This is a genomic window from Sphingopyxis sp. A083, assembly GCF_001468495.1.
Taxonomy (GTDB): Bacteria; Pseudomonadota; Alphaproteobacteria; order Sphingomonadales; family Sphingomonadaceae; genus Sphingopyxis; species Sphingopyxis terrae.
Window position 1 is genome coordinate 219,829 of sequence record NZ_LNSK01000002.1, and the last position, 16,427, is coordinate 236,255.

Sequence of the window (16,427 nt, forward strand, 5' to 3'; positions counted from 1 at the left end):
GGTTGCCTCATCGCTGCCCGCCGTCGACGCGGACGAGCGCGCCCGTGGTGAAGGACGAGGCGCGGCTCGCGAGCATCAGCGCGGCGGTGACGATTTCGGGCGGGTCACCGGGCCTTCCGAGCGCGACCGGCTGGCGCTCGCGCCGCTTCGCGTCCCACGCATCGGCGATGTCGGTGAGGAAGGGGCCCGCCGAGATGGTGTTGACGCGCACCTTCGGCGCATATTCGCGGCTCAGCGACACGGTCATCGCGTTGAGCGCCGCCTTCGCGGCGCCATAGGGCACCACCCCCGGCAGCGCCATCAACGCGCCGGTCGAGCTGATATTGACGATCGCGCCGCCATCGCCGTCGGCCATGCGCTTGCCGATTTGGCTCGCAAGGCGGAAGGGACCCTTGAAATTGAGGTTCATCACGCTGTCGAAGAGTGCCTCGGGCATCTCGTGGCTCGGCATGGGGGGCGACATGCCGGCATTGTTGACGAGGACGTCGATCCGGCCATATTCGTCATAGGCGCGCTCGATCAGCGCGTCGCATTCGGCCCATTTTCCGACATGCGCGGCGACAGGCAGCGCGCGGCGCCCCATCGTGCGGCATTCGGCGGCGACGGATTCACAATTGTCGAGCTTGCGGCTCGCGATGACCATATCGGCGCCGCGCGTCGCGAAGGCCTTCACCATCTGATATCCGAGCCCGCGCGAGCCGCCGGTGACGAGGATGACCTGACCGGCGAAATCGAACAGCGGATCGAGGGTCATACAACGGCCCTTTGCTTCAGCGCGGCGAGGCGGGTCGGAATATGTTCGGTGGGAAACAGGCCCGCCGCCGGTTTCGCGTTCTTCAGATAAGCCCTCGCGACCTGCGCCTTGTGCACTTCGGTCGGACCGTCGGCGAGTGCAAGGCTCGGCAGCCCCATCCACATGTCGGCGAGCGGGGTCTCGAGCGTGACGCCGAGGCTGCCGTGAAGCTGGATCGCGCGCTGGACGATGTCATGATAGACTTTCGCCATCTGGACCTTGCACATCGCGATATGGACGCGCGCCGCACCATGCGGTTCATTGTCGATGATCCAGGCGGTCTTGAGCACGAGCAGGCGGAATTGTTCGAGCTCGATGATGCTGTCGGCAATCGCGCCCTGGACGAATTGATGCTCGCCGAGCGATTTATCCTGCGTGCGGCGCGAGACCGCGCGCTCGAGCATCATGTCGATTGCGCGCTGGCATTTGCCAACGGTGCGCATCGCATGATGGACGCGTCCGCCGCCGAGCCGCGCCTGCGCGACCTTGAACCCTTCGCCGGGCCCGCCAAGCATCGCGTCGAGGGGCACGCGGACCTGATTGTAACGGATATAGGCATGGATGCCGTCGTCCCGTCCCGGGCTGTCGCCCATCGTTTGCGAGTGGCGAATGAATTCGATCCCGGGCGTGTCGGTCGGAACGATCAGCATCGACATGCGGCCGTGCGGCGGATTTTCCGCGTTGGTCACGGCCATCACGATCAGGAAGGCGGCAAAGCGCGCGTTCGACGAGAACCATTTTTCGCCCTCGATCACCCACTCGTCGCCTTCCTGCCAGGCGCGACAGGCAAATTCCTTCGGGTCGGCACCCGCCTGCGGTTCGGTCATCGAAAAGGTCGAGACGATCGTGCCGTCCATCAGCGGCTCGAGATATTTGGCCTTCTGTTCCGCGGTGCCGAACATCGCGAGAATCTCTGCATTGCCCGTGTCGGGCGCCGCGGTCCCGAAGACCGTCGGGGCCCAGTAGCTGCGTCCGAGAACCTCGTTCATCAGCGCGAGCGTCAACTGCCCATATCCCGGGCCGCCCAGCTCGGCGCCGAGATGGCAGGCCCACAGACCCCGGGCTTTCACATCGGCCTGCAACGGCGCCAGATGCGCGCGCGATTCCCTGTTCGCGACGTCGTAGGGCGCGCCGTGACCGGGGAAAAGCATGTCCATCGGTTCGCACTTCTCGCGGACGAAGGCCGCCATCCAGTCCAGCTTTGCCTGCAGTTCGGGTTCGATACGGAAATCGATCATGAAAATATCCTCGGGTTCAGCCGATCAGGCGGATGAGTTTTTCGGCTTCGGCGAAATTGCCGCGCACGAGCCGGTCGAAAAAGCGCCCGGTCTCGGCGCTCAATATGCCTTTGGCCGCCTGCGCGACCTTATATTCGAGGATGCAGCCGCCCTTGAACATTGCGAGCAGCAGATAATAGTCGAAGCTCGCCATGCTGCGGCCGGTGCCCGCAGCATAATGTGCCATCAGCTCCTGCCGCGTCGGCCAGTCGCCGACGTTGTAGAGCGCTTTTTCGGGAATATGGCCGGGGAAGCGCTCGTCGCGGATGCCGTTGCAGAACCATGCGAGATCGAGCAGCGGATCGCCGATCGTCGACAGCTCCCAGTCGATCAGCGCGGTGAGACGACATGGCGGATCGAAGGCGAAGAGCGCGTTCGGGGTGCCGACATCGCCATGGATGATGCCGGGGCGGAAGTCGCCCGGGATATTGGCGCGCAGCCAGTCGCGGAGCAGCGCATAGCCGGGGATGTCGCGCCAGTCGTGGTCGTAGAGCTGCTTGTAGCTTCGGATCTGGCTTTCCCAGCGGTCGACCTGGCGTTCGAGAAAATTGTCGGGACGCCCGAAATCCTCGAGCCCGACGGCCCTATAGTCGACATTGGCGAGCGCGATCAGCCCGTCGACCATCGCGAAGGGGACTTCGCGGGCATGCGGCGGCGTGTCGAAGGGCGCCCGGTCGTGGATCTTCCCGCCGCGAAGATCGGCTGGCCAGCCTTCGACGCGGTCCATGACGTAGAAGGGCGCCCCGATGATCGACGCGTCGGCGCAGCTCCCGCGACACGCGGGGTGCGGCACGGCGGTGCCGTTCAGCGCCGTGAGGACGCGTGCTTCGCGCAGGACGCTCTTCTCGCTCCCGGGGGGCGGCACCGCGGGAGGGCGGCGGAGGATCATCGTGTCGCCGCCGCGGTTCAGCGACAGGATGACGTTCGACGTGCCGCCATGGATCTTCTCTACCGTCAGCGGCCCCCGGCCGAGAAGGGGTATATGCACATCGAGCCAGGCGGACAGTCTCCCCGGGTCGGCGAGCCTTCGGACATCCTCGCTCATGTTTCGCTTTCCTTCAGATAGGCTTCGATCTCGCCGCGGATCGCGTGGAGGCGGTCGGCCGCCTCGCCGAAGGCGGCGCTTCCGACGCGATCGACGATGGCATTGGTCACGGCCTGCGCCCGGGCGTGATCGGCCGCCTTGAGGGCGCGTCCGGCTTCGGTCGCGACGATCAGCCAGGCGCGCTTGTGATCGGGATTGTCGGCGAAGGCGACCAGGCCGAGCTCGGCGAGGCGGTTTGCCGCGCGCTGCACGACCTGCCGCGGGTGACCGAGGCTGCGGCCGATCTGCGCAACGGTCGGCGAAACTGCCGCGTTCACCACCGCGGTAAGCACGGTCAGCTCCATTTCGGCGAGCTCGCTTGCGGCGCGCGTGTCGGCATAGAGCGCGCGCATCCGGCCGCGGAGCCGCGCAACCTCGTCGGCGAATCGTTCGAAATCGGTGAAGCGCTGTTCAGTCATGACACTCAAATGTCATTATGACACACTGGTGTCAATATGCATCGGCGGCCGGACGGTGCGGGATCGCTCAGCGCGTCGTCATCCGCCGGAACAGAGACGTCGCGGCCTGCCAGTCGATGCGTACCCTTCGGTGCGCGAACCGCCATCCCGCGTCGGTGCGGACGAGCCTGTCGTCATATGTGCCGCTATGGTCGGGGCCATTGTTGCTCGTGACGGTGAAATAGCTGCGCGCCGTGGCATGGTCGCCGTCGAGCTCGATCAGCGGGTTGGTGATATGGTGGCGGACGAAGCCGATCGCCGGATTGCGCTCTCCGCCGGTCAGCGCGGCCGCCACCCCCGCAGGCCCGGTGCCGCTGTTCCCTGGGAATTCGAGCGTTCCCTCGTCGGCGAAACAGGCCGCCAGCGCGTCGATCCGGCCGCGGTCGCCATTATAGGTATAGCGGGCGAGGAGATCGAGGATCTCGATCCGGTCGTAAATGGCGTCTCTCGTCATGCGGGCACCAGCTTCATTTCGGCCGCGGTCGTCGTGGCGCCGCCGGCATCCCTGGCCCAGAGGTCGAGCATGATGGTTTCGCGATCGCGAGAGACAGCCGTGCCGCCGCACGACAGGCGGCCGGGATAGGTGGGGGCGAGATAGCGAACTGAAAACCCTGCGATGCGGGCTTCCTCGGGCGGGAGCCAGGCTTCGACCGCCCGGCACATATGCGCAAAGGTCAGCCAGCCGTGGACGACCACGTCGGGGAAGCCGCTTTCGATCATGAAGGGATGATCCCAGTGCTGGCGGACATAATCGTCGGCGGCGCCGGCATAGCGAACCAGATCTTCGCGTGTGATGGAGACGTGGAGGAGCGGAAGCGGCTCGCCGGGCAGGATGCGGTCGAACCGCTCCATCAAAAGCTCACGGCGCTGACGCGCACGGTCGCCACATGCGCGTCCGATTGATTGACCAGGATCATCTCGGCGGTCTGAAAGAGCATCGTCCCGCGCTTGCCCTCGCGCGCGAAGGCATCGACATAGCGCGCCGTGGCCCGGATTTCGTCGCCTGCCACGATCGGCGCGCCCAGCTCGGCGACATCGTCGCTGTGGAGAAACATCGGCAAGCCGAGATCGAGATCGATCAGGTCGGCAATCGCGTCCGCGCAGAAGGTCGAAACATAGGTCGGAGCCGCAACCGGTCCAAGGCTTTTGTCGATATAGCGGGGATGCGTCTGCCCCGTCGCGGCGGCGAACCGGATCAGAGCCCCCGCCTCGATCATGCGCACAAGGGGGCCGCGCGTCTCGCCGACGCGCTGGCGGAGCTTTTCGAGAAGGGCTTCATGGGACACACTTATCTCACTTAGTGTGATATGTATTGACACTATTCTGCGCGGCGCACAAGTTCACAGGATGGTCGTTCCCTCGCATCATGTCATCGCCATGCCGCCGCCATTCGACGCGCCGCCCTATCCGACCGATATCTTCGAGGGACAGGTGGTGCTGGTGACCGGCGGAGGATCGGGGATGGGGCTCGCCATGGCCAAGGCGTTCGCGCAGGGCGGGGCGAATGTGGCGGTCGTGGGACGCAGTCTCGAGCGCGCCGAGGAAGGCGCGGCGCAGATAGCCGAACTCGGCGCTCGCACCCATGCGATGAGCTGCGACGTGCGTCTTCCCGATGCGGTGGCGGAGGCCTTCGACGAGGCCGAAAGCGTGCTAGGTCCGGTGAGCCTGCTCGCCAACAATGCCGGCGCCAATTTCCCGGTGCTCGCCGAGAATATCTCGCCCAACGCCTGGAATGCGGTGACGCGGATCGCGATCGACGGGACTTTTCTCTGCTCGGCCGAATTCGCCCGGCGCCGGATCGCGCGCGGCGAAGGCGGGGCGATCGTCAACAACAGCGCCCAATATATCTGGACAGGCTTCCCCGGCGATGCGCACAGCGCGGCCGCCAAGACCGCGCAGGCGACGATGACAAGAAAGCTGGCGGCCGACTGGGGCTCCGCAGGCATTCGCGTCAACGCCGTCGCCGCGGGATTTTTTCCGCATGCGGATTCGGTGAGCGGAAGCCGGGAGGAAGGCATCGAGCCGCTCCAGAATATGATCCCCGCCGGCCGCACCGGCTACATCCGGGAATTTGGCTGGCTCTCGGCGATGATCTGTACGCCGCTGTTCGGCAGTATGACCGGTCAGGTGATCGTTCAGGATGGCGGCGAAAGTTTGCGGCGGTCGCTGATGATGCCGGACTTTGTCCCGCCGCGCGAACGCGCCGACGGACCCTGGGGATGGAAATGACGGGCTGGCTCTCCGGCAAACGCGCGCGGATCGAGGGTGCGTGCCCGGCGGTCGTCGCCGCGTTCGAGGCCGTCGGCGCGACCTTCGTCGAAGAGGGCGAAGTCGATATATGGGTTCATGTCGCCCGTCCGCCCGCGATTAGGGCGGCGCATATGCTCTCCCATGAAGAATGGCGCGCCAGCCTCGATGCCGGACTCGATCGCCCTTTTCTTGGCGCGAAGGACTTTGCCGGGCAGTGCCGCGCCCGGGGCGAGGGCGGCGCGATCCTCTTCATCGGGGCGCCCGAGCAGGCACTTGGGGCGGACCAGGCGGCGGCGGCGGGTGCGCTCGGCAATCTGACCAAGACGCTTGGCGTCGAGTGGGCGCGCGACGGGATCCGCGTCAACGCCATAATGACGCGCGAAACCGGCGAAACCCTCGGCCATCTCGCGGCCTATCTTGTCAGCGACTATGCGGCTTATGTGACCGGCGCGGTGATGGGGATCGGGCTCGATGACTGACCGGCTGCGCCTTGACGGGCAGGCGGCGCTCGTCACCGGCGGCGGCGGCGGAATTGGGCGCGCGATAGCACTCCGCCTTGCCGAGGCGGGCGCCGATGTGACGATATTCGATATTTTTCCGCAGCGCGCCGAGGAAGCCGCAGCGCGCGTGCGCGAACGGGGCGGGCACGCGCTGGCGATCGCCGGCGACGTCATGGACGCCGATGCGCTTCGCACGGCGATCGATACCACCGCCGCGCAGCGCGGGCGGCTCGATATTCTCGTGAACAATGCCGGCGGGGTCTCGGCACGCCGCTTTCTCGAGCAGAGCGAGCGCAGTATGCGCAAGCATATCGACATCAATCTCATGTCGATGCTCGTCGCCACCCAGGCTGCGGCGGCGCATATGGTCGCCGCCGGGCGTGGCGGCTCGATCGTCAATGTCGCGAGCATCGAGGCGAGCCGCGCCGCGCCCAATTTTGCGGTATACGCCGCGTGCAAGGCTGCGATGCTGAGCTTCACGAAGTCGATGGCGGTCGAGCTTTCGGTACATGGCATCCGCGTCAATTGCATCGCTCCCGATCATACGGTGACGCCCGGCAATCAGGGCAATCGCGCCGGACCCGTCGATCCGTCGACCTGGAAGTGGCACAGCGACGAAGAGATCGACGCGATGAACCGGCTCATCCCGCTCGGCCGCGAAGGCATCGACATGGAATGCGGCGACGCCGCGCTGTTCCTGGCCAGCGGAATGTCGTCCTATATCACCGGTGCGCTGCTGCCGGTCGATGGCGGCACCGGGGCCGCATCGGGCTGGGTGCGGGGTCGCAACGGCAAATGGACCCTCAACGAAGGATTGTCGTTCGGTGGCTGAAAGGGTGCGAACCGGCGCAATATTGCGGGGCGGTGTCAAAAGCCTTACAGCCCTGCTAGGTCGGTAGATATCATTGCGTATCCGCGCAAAAGGGGCAGGAAAATTGCATATGGAGAATGGCAGCGCACGCATCCGGGTGCCGAAGACATCGGAACTGGTGGCCGACCAGATCCGGCGCCAGATCATTCGCGGCGACCTGAATGAAGGCGATTCCCTGCCGCCCGAAGGAACATTGCTTGCCACGCTCGGAATCTCGCGGCCGACCCTGCGCGAAGCCTTCCGCATCCTCGAGGCCGAGAGCCTGATCAGCGTCGTGCGCGGATCGCGCAGCGGCGCGCGCGTACACCGTCCGTCGACCGAACTCGTGTCGCGCTATGCGGGCTATGTGCTGGAATCGCAGGGCACGACGATCGCCGATCTCTACACCGCGCGGCTGGCGATCGAACCGACGGTCGTTCGCTGGCTAGCGACTGAAAAGGGACAGACACCGGGCTGGGCGAGGGTCAAGGAGACGCTCGCTGCGTTCGAGGGAATGTGGAAGGAAGCCCGGTACGAGGAGTTCATCGACAATGTCGCGCATTTTCATCAAATGCTCGTCGAGGCGACCGGCAACAAGACGCTGAGCTTCATGAACCGGATGCTGCTCAACCTCGCGCGCACCCATCAGAATGACTATCAGCGTCGCCATCCGCGTTCGCACGAGGAAAGACTCAAGAGCATTCGCGTCGGTTTCAAATCCTATGAGAAGCTCGTTTCCATGATCGAAGCGGGCGATGTCGAGGGAGCGGTCGCGCACTGGCGGCTTCACCTTCGCAACGCCAACGAAACCTGGGCGACGCGCGGCGAGGGCGAGCGGATCGTCGATTCCCTGCAAGGATGACCGCAACCTTTATCGATACGATGATCGCGGCAGCGGCCCGCGCACCCGGCACGCCGCTCACCGTCGCATCCGACACGCGGCCCTGCGCAACCACGCTCGGCGATATCGTCGCCGCCGGTCGGCGGATGGGAACGCGCATGACGACGTCCGGTATCGGTCCGGGCGATATTGTCGCCTCCATGCTGCCCAACTGGCGCGAATGGCTCGTCGTCGCGGTCGCCGCAGCGCAGGCCGGTGCCGTTCTGCTGCCCGTCGTCACCATCTATGGTGCCCGCGAACTGGGTTTCATCCTGCGCCAATCGGGAGCGAAGTGGCTCTTCACGCCCGACACCTTCCGCCACGCCGATTATCGCGGCATCGTGGCCGATTGCGGGGATCTGCCTGCACTCGTCCGCCATGTGACGATCGGTCCCGAATTCGACGCGCTCGAGGCCGGCGAGGCTGTCGGTGCGCCGGTGGTGCGCGGCGCCGACGAACTGGCGCTGCTCGTCTATACCTCGGGCACTACGGCCGACCCCAAGGGCGTGATGCACAGCGCCCGCGGTTTCCTTGCCGAACTCGAGACGATGCGGCTGATGCGCGCCGGCGCCGAGGACGATGCCGTGATTTCACCCTGGCCGCCGGGGCATGTCGCCGGTGCCTTGTCGATGTACCGCTTTCTGTGCCAGGCGACGCCGCTGGTGCTGATGGATCAATGGGACGCGGCGCTTGCCGCCGGGCTGATCGAGCGGCACCGGATCGGATCCTCGTCGGGAACGCCGTTTCATCTGACGGGAATGATCGCGGCGGCCGATGCCCATGGCCATGATCTCTCGTCGCTGCGCCAATATCTTGTCGGAGCGGCGCCGGTTCCGCCCTCGCTGATCGAACGCTGTCAGCGCCAGGGCCTCGCTGTCTATCATTGTTACGGATCGAGCGAGCATCCGACCGTGACGTCAGGGGTCGTAGACGACCCGCTCGACAAGCAGCTCCACACCGAGGGGCGCGCCATGCCGGGGTCGGAAATGCGGTTTGTCGACGATGACGGAGCGGATGTCCCGCCGGGAACCGATGGCGAAATCTGCACGCGCGGCCCCGAGCTTTTCATGGGCTATCTCGATACGGCGCTCAATGCCGCGGCCTTTCTGCCGGGCGGCTGGTATCGAACCGGCGACGTTGGCCGGCTCGACGAGGACGGCTATCTGTTGATCACCGACCGCAAGAAGGACATCATCATCCGCGGCGGCGAGAATATCTCGTCGAAGGAAGTCGAGGATCGACTGCTCGCGCACCCGGCGATCGCCGACGCCGCGGTCGTCGCGGCGCCCGATGACCGGATGGGCGAGGTGGTACGCGCCTGTGTCGTGCTCGCTCCCGGAGCCGCGCTGACGCTCGACGATGTGCGGGACCATTTCTTTGCCGCGGGCATTGCGAAACAGAAGACCCCCGAGCGGCTGAGCATCCTGTCCGAGCTTCCGAGAAATGCGTCGGGCAAGATCCTCAAGCATCAGCTGCGCGACCAGCCCTAGCGTTTTCTGGACTCGCCGAGCGGGACGAGCGGAAAGAGCAACTGTCGCCACCACACATGCTCGCCACCGGGCAGCCCGTAGCGCCAGGGGCGCCCTTCGGGGATGTGAAGCGTTCCGAACAGGCGATCGTAGAAGCTGAGCATCGTACAGAAATTGCGATAGGCCTTGCCGTCACGGCCGTAGCCATGATGGGTGTGATGGATACGCGGGGTTACGAGAATCCATTCGGCGGCGGTTACCAGGCGCCGTCCGCCCGGCAGCCGTTCGATGATCATGTCGTCCCAGCGCCAGTCGCTGTGGGTCAGCACATTCCAGGCCATGATCGTCAGATAGAAGATCGTCGTCGCGCCGGTCATGCCGAGATAGAAGCCGGCCGCCGCCACCCAGGTATAGGCGTGGACGAGCGGCCAGACGAGATTGGTACGCCACATGAGGGTGACATTGACATAGGGTGCGCTGTGATGCGTGCGATGCATCCCGTGAAGAATGGGGTGACGGACGCTGTCATGCGCCGTCCGGTGAATCCAGTATTGCCCGAATTCGGCGATCAGGAGCAATCCGAGGAAGCCGGCCCACAAGGGGACATCGGCGAGCGCGCCCTTCCATGCCGGAAGCAGCAGAGCGACGATCGCGGCGGTCAGCCACGCCATGCCGATCCGCGTGACCTGCGATCCCAGGATTACCGATCCGATGATCCAGAAATCCTGCTTGCGGTGCACGCCCTTGTGGCGGCCGGTGGCCAGTTCGATCGCCAATATTCCGGCGACCAGCGCAAAAATCCAATATTGTGGTTGCATCGACAGACTCTCCCTCTGCCGAAATCATTCCATGCCATGTTGGATAAATCCAATGCATCATGATTGCAGAGTCGATGCATTCACTGCATGAAAGGGAAATGGATCTTCGCAAGCTTCGTCACGCCGTCTTCCTCGCCGACCGGGGCAATTTCACCGCCGCTGCGGCGCGGCTCCATCTGTCGCAGCCCGCGCTCAGCCGCAGCATCCAGAGTCTCGAGGAAGAGCTCGGCCTCATGCTTTTCGAGCGCGTCGCGACCGGCGTCGTGCCGACCGCCGCCGGCGCTGCGGTCATCGACGAGGCGCGGGGCCTGCTCGGACAGGCAGACGGGCTGAAGGCCCATGCCCAGCGACTGGCGCGCGGCGAGACGGGGCGGGTGCGCCTCGGGCTCGGCCCGATGTTCGCCGGCCTCCTCACCGACTATTTGCGCGCCGTGTGGCAACCGGCGCAAGCCGTCGAGGTGCAGGTGCATATCTTGCCCGCCGAGCGGCTGGTCGGTCGCCTGCTGGCCGACGAACTGGACTTCTTCGTTGCCGACGGGCGCGCGGCGCGCGACCATCCCGCGCTTGCGATCGAACGCATCGGCGAGGTACCCGTCGGCTATCATGTCCGGCCGGGCCATCCGCTCGTCCGCTCGAAGGCGATATCGGTTGCCGATCTCGCATCCTTCCCGCGCGTATCGCCAAGCCTTCCCTCGGTGCCCGTCGAGACGGCGGACGCCGTGCGCGAGTCCAGCCGGGCGGAGGCAGGCCGCATCTATTGCGAACAATTGCCGACGCTCGTCGACCTGGCCGCTGCCAGCGACGCGGTCCTCCTCGCGATCACGCCCGCGATCGGCGAACATATCCGCGCCGGCGCGCTGGTCACGCTCGATATTCCGGCGATTTCCGACTGGACGGCGCAGATTGTCATCGCCCGCCGCGCGCGACCGTTTCCGGCGCCGACGGTCGAGCGCTACGCGGTGGCGATGGCGGACCATTTCCGGCGGAGCTGGCTTGGCGAGGCTAGTTGCGCATGATGAAACCGCCGTCGACGTTGAACGCCTGACCGGTGATCCAGTCGCCGGCCGGCGAGCAGAGCAGGAGCAGGGTGCCGACCAGATCCTGCGGGAGGCCGCGGGGCTGCTTGACGACGCGCGCCATCGCCGCCTGGACGAAGGGGCTCTCTTCGGGAGTCAGCGCCTTGCCGGCATCGGACATCGTCATTCCGGGCGCGATCGCATTGACGTTGACATTCATCCGGCCGAGTTCGGTGGCGAGCGTCGTCGTCAGTCCGAGCAGCGCGATCTTGCTGATGCCGTAGGATGTCTGGGCGGGAAAGGCGCCCGCCGAAATCTGGTTGACGATCTTGCCGCCGCCGCGGGCCGCGAACAGCGGGACAGCGGCTTTCGAGCAGATCAGCGCGCCGGTGACATTGACGCGCATCAGTTTCTCGAAATCGGCAATGCCGGTCTGGATGAGCGGTGTGCCGACGGCCTCGACCATCAGTGCGGCATTGTTGACCAGAATGTCGAGCCCCCCGAACGCCGCGACGGCCGCATCCATCATCGCGGTGACCGAGGCTTCGTCGGCAATATCGACCTGGGCCGCAACGGCGCGGCCGCCGGCGGCATTGATTTCGTCGGCAACATGTTCGGCGCCCTCGCGGTTGAGGTCGGCGACGACGACGCGGGCGCCGGCATTGGCGAGACCGACCGCATAGGCGCGGCCGATGCTGTTGCCGCGGCCGCCGGCACCGGTGACGATCGCCACCTTGCCGTCGATGCGGAACCGGTCGTTGGTGAAATCGCTCATGTCCTGGTCCTCACTTGGGAAAGATGGGGGCGCCGACGCCGATGGTGACGGTCTTGTAGTGGAGGAACTCGTCGATCCCGGCCTTGCCGCCTTCCTTGCCGAAGCCCGATATCCCGACGCCGCCGAAGGGCGTGTGCGGATTGATCTGGAAGCCGCCGTTGACATAGACGCCGCCGGCATGCAGCCGCTCGGACAGGCGATGGACGCGCTGGAGGTCGTTCGACTGGATATAGGCGGCGAGGCCATATTCGCTGTTGTTGGCGATCGCGACCGCCTCATCCTCGTCATGGAATTTCATCACGACGACGGCGGGGCCGAAAATCTCGACCTGGCTGATTTCATGATCGGGATCGGCATCGACGATCAGCGTCGGCTCGATGAAATTTCCCTCGGCGAGCGCCCCTCCGGCGCGACTGCCGCCAAGCAGGAATTTGGCGGCGCCGTCGGCCTTGGCGCGGTCGAACATGCCGGTGATGCGATCGGCGGCCGCCCTGTTGATCACCGGGCCGACCATCACGGTCGGGTCCATCGGATCGCCGACCTTGAACTGGCCGATGATCGCCTGCAGCCGCGCGACGAAATCGTCGTAAATATCGGCATGGACCAACTGGCGCGTGGGCAGGGCGCAGCCCTGGCCCGACAGGCAGCCGACCGTCCAGAACACCGCGCGCTCGGCAGCGGCCTGGATGTCGCAATCGGGAAAGACGAGGCTCGCCGACTTGCCGCCGAGCTCCATCACGCTCGGCTTGATTTCCTGCGCGCAGGCCTCGAGAATCTTGCGCGCGGTGATCGGCCCGCCGGTGAAGCTGATCTTGCGGACCTTCTTGTGCCGGACGATCGCTTCGCCGGCTTCGGCCGTGCCCGGGAAGATCGACAGCACGCCGTCGGGGACGCCGGCCTGCTTGCACAGTTGCGCGAAAAGTTCGGGGGCGAAGGGGGTGATTTCGGCAGGCTTGCAGATGACGCAATTGCCGGCGGCGAGTGCCGCGCAGACCTTCATGGCGAGCGAGATCAACGGGCCATTCCAGGTGATGATGATGCCGACGATCCCGATCGGTTCGGGCACCGAATAGGAAAATTCGCCGCGCGAATCGAAGGTGCTGAGGAGATCGCCGGTCAGCTTGTCGCACCATCCGGCATAATAGCGCGTCCAGCCCACCGCAGTCTCGACGCCGCGCTCGCCGACCATCAGGGTCGTGCCGCCATCGAGGGCCGCCATTTGCGCCAGCTCGGCCTTATGCTCCTCGAGCAGGTCGGCGAGACGATTCAATATGTCGCGGCGTTGTTCGGGCCTGGTGCAGCGCCATGCCTCGCGGACCGCCTCGGCGCGGGCGACGGCTTCCTCGACCTCCTTTGCACCGGCGAGCGGGATGTCGGCCTGAACCGCCTGGCTGACCGGGTGGAGGTGCGCGTGGCTGCCTCCGCTGCCGCTTTCGCGTTGTTCGTGTCCCAGATGCAGATGAACCGAGGGTGCCGTCGTGGCCATGATGCTATCTCCCAATGAAAATTCAGGCGTTCCACGCCAGATGCAGATGTTCGAGCGCCATCACGCTGCCGCCGCGGCAGCTTTCATCGCCTTTTTCGATCTGGCGAAAATGACCGATGCGGGCGAACCAGATGCGGTAGAAGACGATGAGCTCCATCCGCGCGAGATGGAGGCCAAGACAGGTGTGGATGCCCGACCCGAAGGCGGCATGGCGGTAGAATTGGCGCTCGACCGATACCGTCGCGGGATCGGGGTTCAGCCCTTCGTCCCAGCCGACGAGTGGAAGCGGGGCGAGAATGCAGTCGCCCGCCTTCAGCTGCGCACCCTCGAGCTCGGTGTCCTGCACGATATAGCGCGGCGCCGCGACGAACGCATAGCGGCGGAGCAATTCTTCGACCATGTCGGGGATGACCGCGGGATCGTCGATCGCCCGCTGGCGCAGCGCCGCATCATGCGCGAGGTGGCGCATCCCGAAACTCATCGCGTTGGTTACCGTGTCGAGCCCGGCGAGAAACATCAGGAAACCGATCGACATCAGCTCGTCGAAATCCGGTTTGCGTCCGTCGATCTCGCTCGCGATGATCTTCGACACCATGTCGTCGCGCGGTTCGGCCATCCGCGCCTGGAACAGCTCGGCGAGGTGACCGAGGATCGTCTGCGCCAGCCGGTTACGCTCGTCGGCGCTGGCGCGGGCGTTGAAGAAGCTGACGACCAGTCCGCGGAATTCGTCGAACCTGTCCATCGGGAAGCCGAATAATTCCATGAACACCGCGACCGGGAGGCGTGACGCGACCGACGCGACAAAATCGCACTCGCCTGCGGCGATCACCGCACCGAGCAGTTCTTCGGTCCACTCGGTGACGCGCCCTTCGAGCGGGGCGATCGCCTTGGATTCGAAAAAGGGACGCAGCATCTGGCGATAGGGCCGGTGCTCGGGAGGATCGAGCATTTCGGGGATCATCTTCGGCTGGTTCGGGTTCGGCGGGATCGAGAGGATGCGGCTCGAGAATATTTCCGGATGCCGCAGGACGCGCGTGACCGCCGCACCGCTGTTGCACACCCAATGCCCGCCATGGGCCGAGGTCCAGAAAACGGGCGGCGCGGCCTCCTTCAGGTCCCAGTAGCGCGCGTGGGCATCGGCCAGCAGGCCGGGGTCCGCGATATAGTCGAACTCGTGAACCGGCGAACGCGCCGGGGTCTGCGACTCGGTCATGTTCCTCTCTCCTCTTGTCCTCAAGTAAACGCTCGTTTACATATCGAGTCAACGGGGACAGGCGATGGAAACGATGATCAACGACAAGACGCGCGACGCCGACCGGACGCGGCAGGCGATCCTGCACGCGGCGCAGCAGATATTTGCCGAAAAAGGCTTCGCCGAGGCCGGCGTACGCGACATTACCGCGCTCGCCGGGGTCAACCAGTCGCTCGTCAGCCGTTATTTCGGCGGCAAGCTCAAATTGTTCGAGGCGGCGCTCGACGCCGCGCTCGACGCGCGTCTGATGACCGATTTGCCCAAGGAAGAATTCGGCAAACGGATCGTCGCGCGCTTCGCCGACGAGCGCGACGGCCGGATCAGCCCGCTCCCGATGCTGTTCGGTGCGGCGGCCGACAGCGAGGCGCGCGAGGTTGCGCTACGGCTGCTTCGTGACCGGGTCCTCGAGCCGCTGAGCCATTGGTTCGGTGGTGAGGTTGCGGAGGTCAAGGCGGCCGCCTTCATGGTCGTGTCGCTCGGCTTCTTTACCTATCGCGACCAGCTGCCCCTCCCGCAGTTCGCGGGGCCGATAGACCCGGCGCTGCGGCGATGGCTCGAAGATATATTCCAGTCCATCGTCGACCGTTGACATCGTCAGGCGAGCAGCAGCGATGCGTCGGCGGGCGCGATGAACTGCAACAGATGCGCGCGCTTCAGGCAGAGATGCGGCGCGGCTTCGTCGGTCATTCCGATGCCGCCATGGACCTGGATGTTGGCGCGGCCATTGTCGAGCGCGGCCTGGTCGGCGAGCCGCTTTGCCGCCGCAATATGGAAGGCGGCATCGGGGGCGTTCGCGTCGAGCGCGCAGGCGGCATAATAGAGCTGCGAGCGCGCGACCGCCGAGCGCATCGCCATGTCCGAACATATATGTTTGAGGGCCTGGAACCAGCCGATCGGCCGACCGAACTGCTCGCGCAGCTTCGCATAATCGGCCGCCATGTCGCGCGCCGCGTCGGCACAGCCCACCGCAAAAGCGGCCGCGAGCAATTGCAGATGCAGGGGAGGGCGAGTGCCGCCGGCGGTCCGGTCCGGGGCCGTCCATGGCAGCCGCCGCTGCGCGGTCGACGGGTCGATGGTCGGCGCATGCGAATGGTCGCCGCCGCTGCCGAACAGCCGCAGCCCGTCGGCCTTCCACATCACGGCCGCGCAGGATCCGGCCGGGTCGAGCAGGCGCAGCGCCTCAGGTTCCGCGACCGTCAGCGCCAGCGCGACTTTCCCGTCGCAGTCCACAGGGAAGCAGCGACGGGCCACCGCCGTCGAGAGGAGTGCCACCGGCGCGAGGAAGCGGCCGAGTTCGGCGAAAACCAGCGCTTCGGTCGCATGGTCGAGATCCATGCCGGCGCCGGTCATGCCGGTCCAACCCATCGTTTCGAGGTCGGTCCAGAGCTGCGGCGCGCGGGCACGCGCGTCTTCCAGCCGCATATGGTCGCGGCACCAGTCGATCGTCGCGGTGCGCAGCGCCTCCTGCTCGTCGTTCGGGGTCAAATCCATAATAAGTTTCCCGTGTCTGGGGTCCGGT

The 16,427-nt window shown here is 65.6% G+C and carries 19 protein-coding genes; 7 read left to right on the forward strand and 12 right to left on the reverse strand.

What is annotated here, in order from left to right; genetic code table 11:
• Positions 1-7 precede the first annotated feature (7 nt).
• The 7 genes from ATE59_RS05240 to ATE59_RS05270 all read right to left on the reverse strand — a co-directional run bounded on the left by ATE59_RS05240 (position 8) and on the right by ATE59_RS05270 (position 4,898).
• Positions 8-754 (reverse strand): SDR family NAD(P)-dependent oxidoreductase, encoded by a 747-nt coding sequence (locus ATE59_RS05240; RefSeq protein WP_058811452.1) that lies wholly within the window; start codon positions 752-754, stop codon positions 8-10.
• On the reverse strand, positions 751-2,031 hold the full coding sequence (locus ATE59_RS05245; RefSeq protein ID WP_058811453.1) for an acyl-CoA dehydrogenase family protein: 1,281 nt from the start codon (positions 2,029-2,031) through the stop codon (positions 751-753). The genes ATE59_RS05240 and ATE59_RS05245 overlap by 4 nt, the downstream gene beginning before the upstream one ends.
• Positions 2,032-2,047: 16 nt before the next feature.
• Positions 2,048-3,115, reverse strand: a complete 1,068-nt coding sequence (locus tag ATE59_RS05250) for a phosphotransferase family protein (protein ID WP_058811454.1) — start codon at positions 3,113-3,115, stop codon at positions 2,048-2,050.
• Positions 3,112-3,573, reverse strand: a complete 462-nt coding sequence (locus ATE59_RS05255; protein ID WP_058811455.1) for a MarR family winged helix-turn-helix transcriptional regulator — start codon at positions 3,571-3,573, stop codon at positions 3,112-3,114. The genes ATE59_RS05250 and ATE59_RS05255 overlap by 4 nt, the downstream gene beginning before the upstream one ends.
• Positions 3,574-3,640: 67 nt before the next feature.
• A complete protein-coding gene (locus ATE59_RS05260) occupies positions 3,641-4,066 on the reverse strand; it encodes a nuclear transport factor 2 family protein (RefSeq protein ID WP_058811456.1) in 426 nt (141 codons plus the stop codon).
• Complete coding sequence (locus tag ATE59_RS05265; RefSeq protein ID WP_058811457.1) at positions 4,063-4,464, reverse strand: MaoC/PaaZ C-terminal domain-containing protein; 402 nt, start codon at positions 4,462-4,464, stop codon at positions 4,063-4,065. Before ATE59_RS05265 ends, ATE59_RS05260 begins: the two co-directional genes overlap by 4 nt.
• On the reverse strand, positions 4,464-4,898 hold the full coding sequence (locus tag ATE59_RS05270) for an FAS1-like dehydratase domain-containing protein (protein ID WP_058811458.1): 435 nt from the start codon (positions 4,896-4,898) through the stop codon (positions 4,464-4,466). Before ATE59_RS05270 ends, ATE59_RS05265 begins: the two co-directional genes overlap by 1 nt.
• A 61-nt stretch (positions 4,899-4,959) precedes the next feature.
• On the opposite strand from ATE59_RS05270, the gene ATE59_RS05275 reads away from it, so the two are divergent.
• The 5 genes from ATE59_RS05275 to ATE59_RS05295 all read left to right on the forward strand — a co-directional run bounded on the left by ATE59_RS05275 (position 4,960) and on the right by ATE59_RS05295 (position 9,582).
• Positions 4,960-5,841, forward strand: coding sequence for an SDR family oxidoreductase (locus ATE59_RS05275; RefSeq protein WP_058811459.1), 882 nt, complete (start codon positions 4,960-4,962; stop codon positions 5,839-5,841).
• The gene (locus ATE59_RS05280) at positions 5,832-6,341 is read left to right on the forward strand and encodes an SDR family oxidoreductase (protein WP_058811460.1); all 510 of its coding nucleotides are present in this window, start codon (positions 5,832-5,834) and stop codon (positions 6,339-6,341) included. Before ATE59_RS05275 ends, ATE59_RS05280 begins: the two co-directional genes overlap by 10 nt.
• Entirely contained in the window at positions 6,334-7,194 is an 861-nt protein-coding gene (locus ATE59_RS05285; RefSeq protein ID WP_058811461.1) for an SDR family NAD(P)-dependent oxidoreductase, read from the forward strand. The genes ATE59_RS05280 and ATE59_RS05285 overlap by 8 nt, the downstream gene beginning before the upstream one ends.
• A gap of 109 nt (positions 7,195-7,303) precedes the next feature.
• Entirely contained in the window at positions 7,304-8,074 is a 771-nt protein-coding gene (locus ATE59_RS05290; protein ID WP_058811462.1) for a FadR/GntR family transcriptional regulator, read from the forward strand.
• Positions 8,071-9,582, forward strand: a complete 1,512-nt coding sequence (locus ATE59_RS05295) for an AMP-binding protein (protein WP_058811463.1) — start codon at positions 8,071-8,073, stop codon at positions 9,580-9,582. The genes ATE59_RS05290 and ATE59_RS05295 overlap by 4 nt, the downstream gene beginning before the upstream one ends.
• Here the strand turns inward: ATE59_RS05295 and ATE59_RS05300 are convergent.
• Entirely contained in the window at positions 9,579-10,379 is an 801-nt protein-coding gene (locus ATE59_RS05300) for a sterol desaturase family protein (protein WP_058811464.1), read from the reverse strand. The two genes, ATE59_RS05295 and ATE59_RS05300, sit on opposite strands and share 4 nt — an antisense overlap.
• 98 nt (positions 10,380-10,477) lie before the next feature.
• On the opposite strand from ATE59_RS05300, the gene ATE59_RS05305 reads away from it, so the two are divergent.
• Entirely contained in the window at positions 10,478-11,395 is a 918-nt protein-coding gene (locus ATE59_RS05305; RefSeq protein WP_058811465.1) for a LysR family transcriptional regulator, read from the forward strand.
• On the opposite strand, the gene ATE59_RS05310 is transcribed toward ATE59_RS05305, so the two are convergent.
• From ATE59_RS05310 to ATE59_RS05320, 3 genes are read right to left on the reverse strand one after another with little or no spacing between them, the layout of a single operon-like run.
• Entirely contained in the window at positions 11,382-12,170 is a 789-nt protein-coding gene (locus tag ATE59_RS05310) for an SDR family oxidoreductase (protein WP_058811466.1), read from the reverse strand. The two genes, ATE59_RS05305 and ATE59_RS05310, sit on opposite strands and share 14 nt — an antisense overlap.
• Before the next feature lie 10 nt (positions 12,171-12,180).
• Entirely contained in the window at positions 12,181-13,656 is a 1,476-nt protein-coding gene (locus tag ATE59_RS05315) for an aldehyde dehydrogenase family protein (RefSeq protein WP_058811467.1), read from the reverse strand.
• Positions 13,657-13,678: 22 nt separating this feature from the next.
• The gene (locus ATE59_RS05320; RefSeq protein WP_058811468.1) at positions 13,679-14,869 is read right to left on the reverse strand and encodes a cytochrome P450; all 1,191 of its coding nucleotides are present in this window, start codon (positions 14,867-14,869) and stop codon (positions 13,679-13,681) included.
• A gap of 64 nt (positions 14,870-14,933) precedes the next feature.
• On the opposite strand from ATE59_RS05320, the gene ATE59_RS05325 reads away from it, so the two are divergent.
• Positions 14,934-15,497, forward strand: a complete 564-nt coding sequence (locus ATE59_RS05325; protein WP_058811469.1) for a TetR/AcrR family transcriptional regulator — start codon at positions 14,934-14,936, stop codon at positions 15,495-15,497.
• A 5-nt stretch (positions 15,498-15,502) separates the two neighbouring features.
• Here the strand turns inward: ATE59_RS05325 and ATE59_RS05330 are convergent, their stop codons facing one another.
• A complete protein-coding gene (locus ATE59_RS05330) occupies positions 15,503-16,399 on the reverse strand; it encodes an acyl-CoA dehydrogenase (protein WP_058811470.1) in 897 nt (298 codons plus the stop codon).
• Positions 16,400-16,427: the final 28 nt, after the last annotated feature.

Bases quoted from the DNA above. Each gene is read 5' to 3' on its own strand.
- ATE59_RS05240 (WP_058811452.1), bottom strand. From the start codon at position 754: ATGACCCTCGATCCGCTGTTCGATTTCGCCGGTCAGGTCATCCTCGTC.
- ATE59_RS05245 (WP_058811453.1), bottom strand. From the start codon at position 2,031: ATGATCGATTTCCGTATCGAACCCGAACTGCAGGCAAAGCTGGACTGG.
- ATE59_RS05250 (WP_058811454.1), bottom strand. From the start codon at position 3,115: ATGAGCGAGGATGTCCGAAGGCTCGCCGACCCGGGGAGACTGTCCGCC.
- ATE59_RS05255 (WP_058811455.1), bottom strand. From the start codon at position 3,573: ATGACTGAACAGCGCTTCACCGATTTCGAACGATTCGCCGACGAGGTT.
- ATE59_RS05260 (WP_058811456.1), bottom strand. From the start codon at position 4,066: ATGACGAGAGACGCCATTTACGACCGGATCGAGATCCTCGATCTCCTC.
- ATE59_RS05265 (WP_058811457.1), bottom strand. From the start codon at position 4,464: ATGGAGCGGTTCGACCGCATCCTGCCCGGCGAGCCGCTTCCGCTCCTC.
- ATE59_RS05275 (WP_058811459.1), top strand. From the start codon at position 4,960: ATGGTCGTTCCCTCGCATCATGTCATCGCCATGCCGCCGCCATTCGAC.
- ATE59_RS05280 (WP_058811460.1), top strand. From the start codon at position 5,832: ATGGAAATGACGGGCTGGCTCTCCGGCAAACGCGCGCGGATCGAGGGT.
- ATE59_RS05285 (WP_058811461.1), top strand. From the start codon at position 6,334: ATGACTGACCGGCTGCGCCTTGACGGGCAGGCGGCGCTCGTCACCGGC.
- ATE59_RS05290 (WP_058811462.1), top strand. From the start codon at position 7,304: ATGGAGAATGGCAGCGCACGCATCCGGGTGCCGAAGACATCGGAACTG.
- ATE59_RS05295 (WP_058811463.1), top strand. From the start codon at position 8,071: ATGACCGCAACCTTTATCGATACGATGATCGCGGCAGCGGCCCGCGCA.
- ATE59_RS05300 (WP_058811464.1), bottom strand. From the start codon at position 10,379: ATGCAACCACAATATTGGATTTTTGCGCTGGTCGCCGGAATATTGGCG.
- ATE59_RS05305 (WP_058811465.1), top strand. From the start codon at position 10,478: ATGGATCTTCGCAAGCTTCGTCACGCCGTCTTCCTCGCCGACCGGGGC.
- ATE59_RS05310 (WP_058811466.1), bottom strand. From the start codon at position 12,170: ATGAGCGATTTCACCAACGACCGGTTCCGCATCGACGGCAAGGTGGCG.
- ATE59_RS05315 (WP_058811467.1), bottom strand. From the start codon at position 13,656: ATGGCCACGACGGCACCCTCGGTTCATCTGCATCTGGGACACGAACAA.
- ATE59_RS05320 (WP_058811468.1), bottom strand. From the start codon at position 14,869: ATGACCGAGTCGCAGACCCCGGCGCGTTCGCCGGTTCACGAGTTCGAC.
- ATE59_RS05325 (WP_058811469.1), top strand. From the start codon at position 14,934: ATGGAAACGATGATCAACGACAAGACGCGCGACGCCGACCGGACGCGG.
- ATE59_RS05330 (WP_058811470.1), bottom strand. From the start codon at position 16,399: ATGGATTTGACCCCGAACGACGAGCAGGAGGCGCTGCGCACCGCGACG.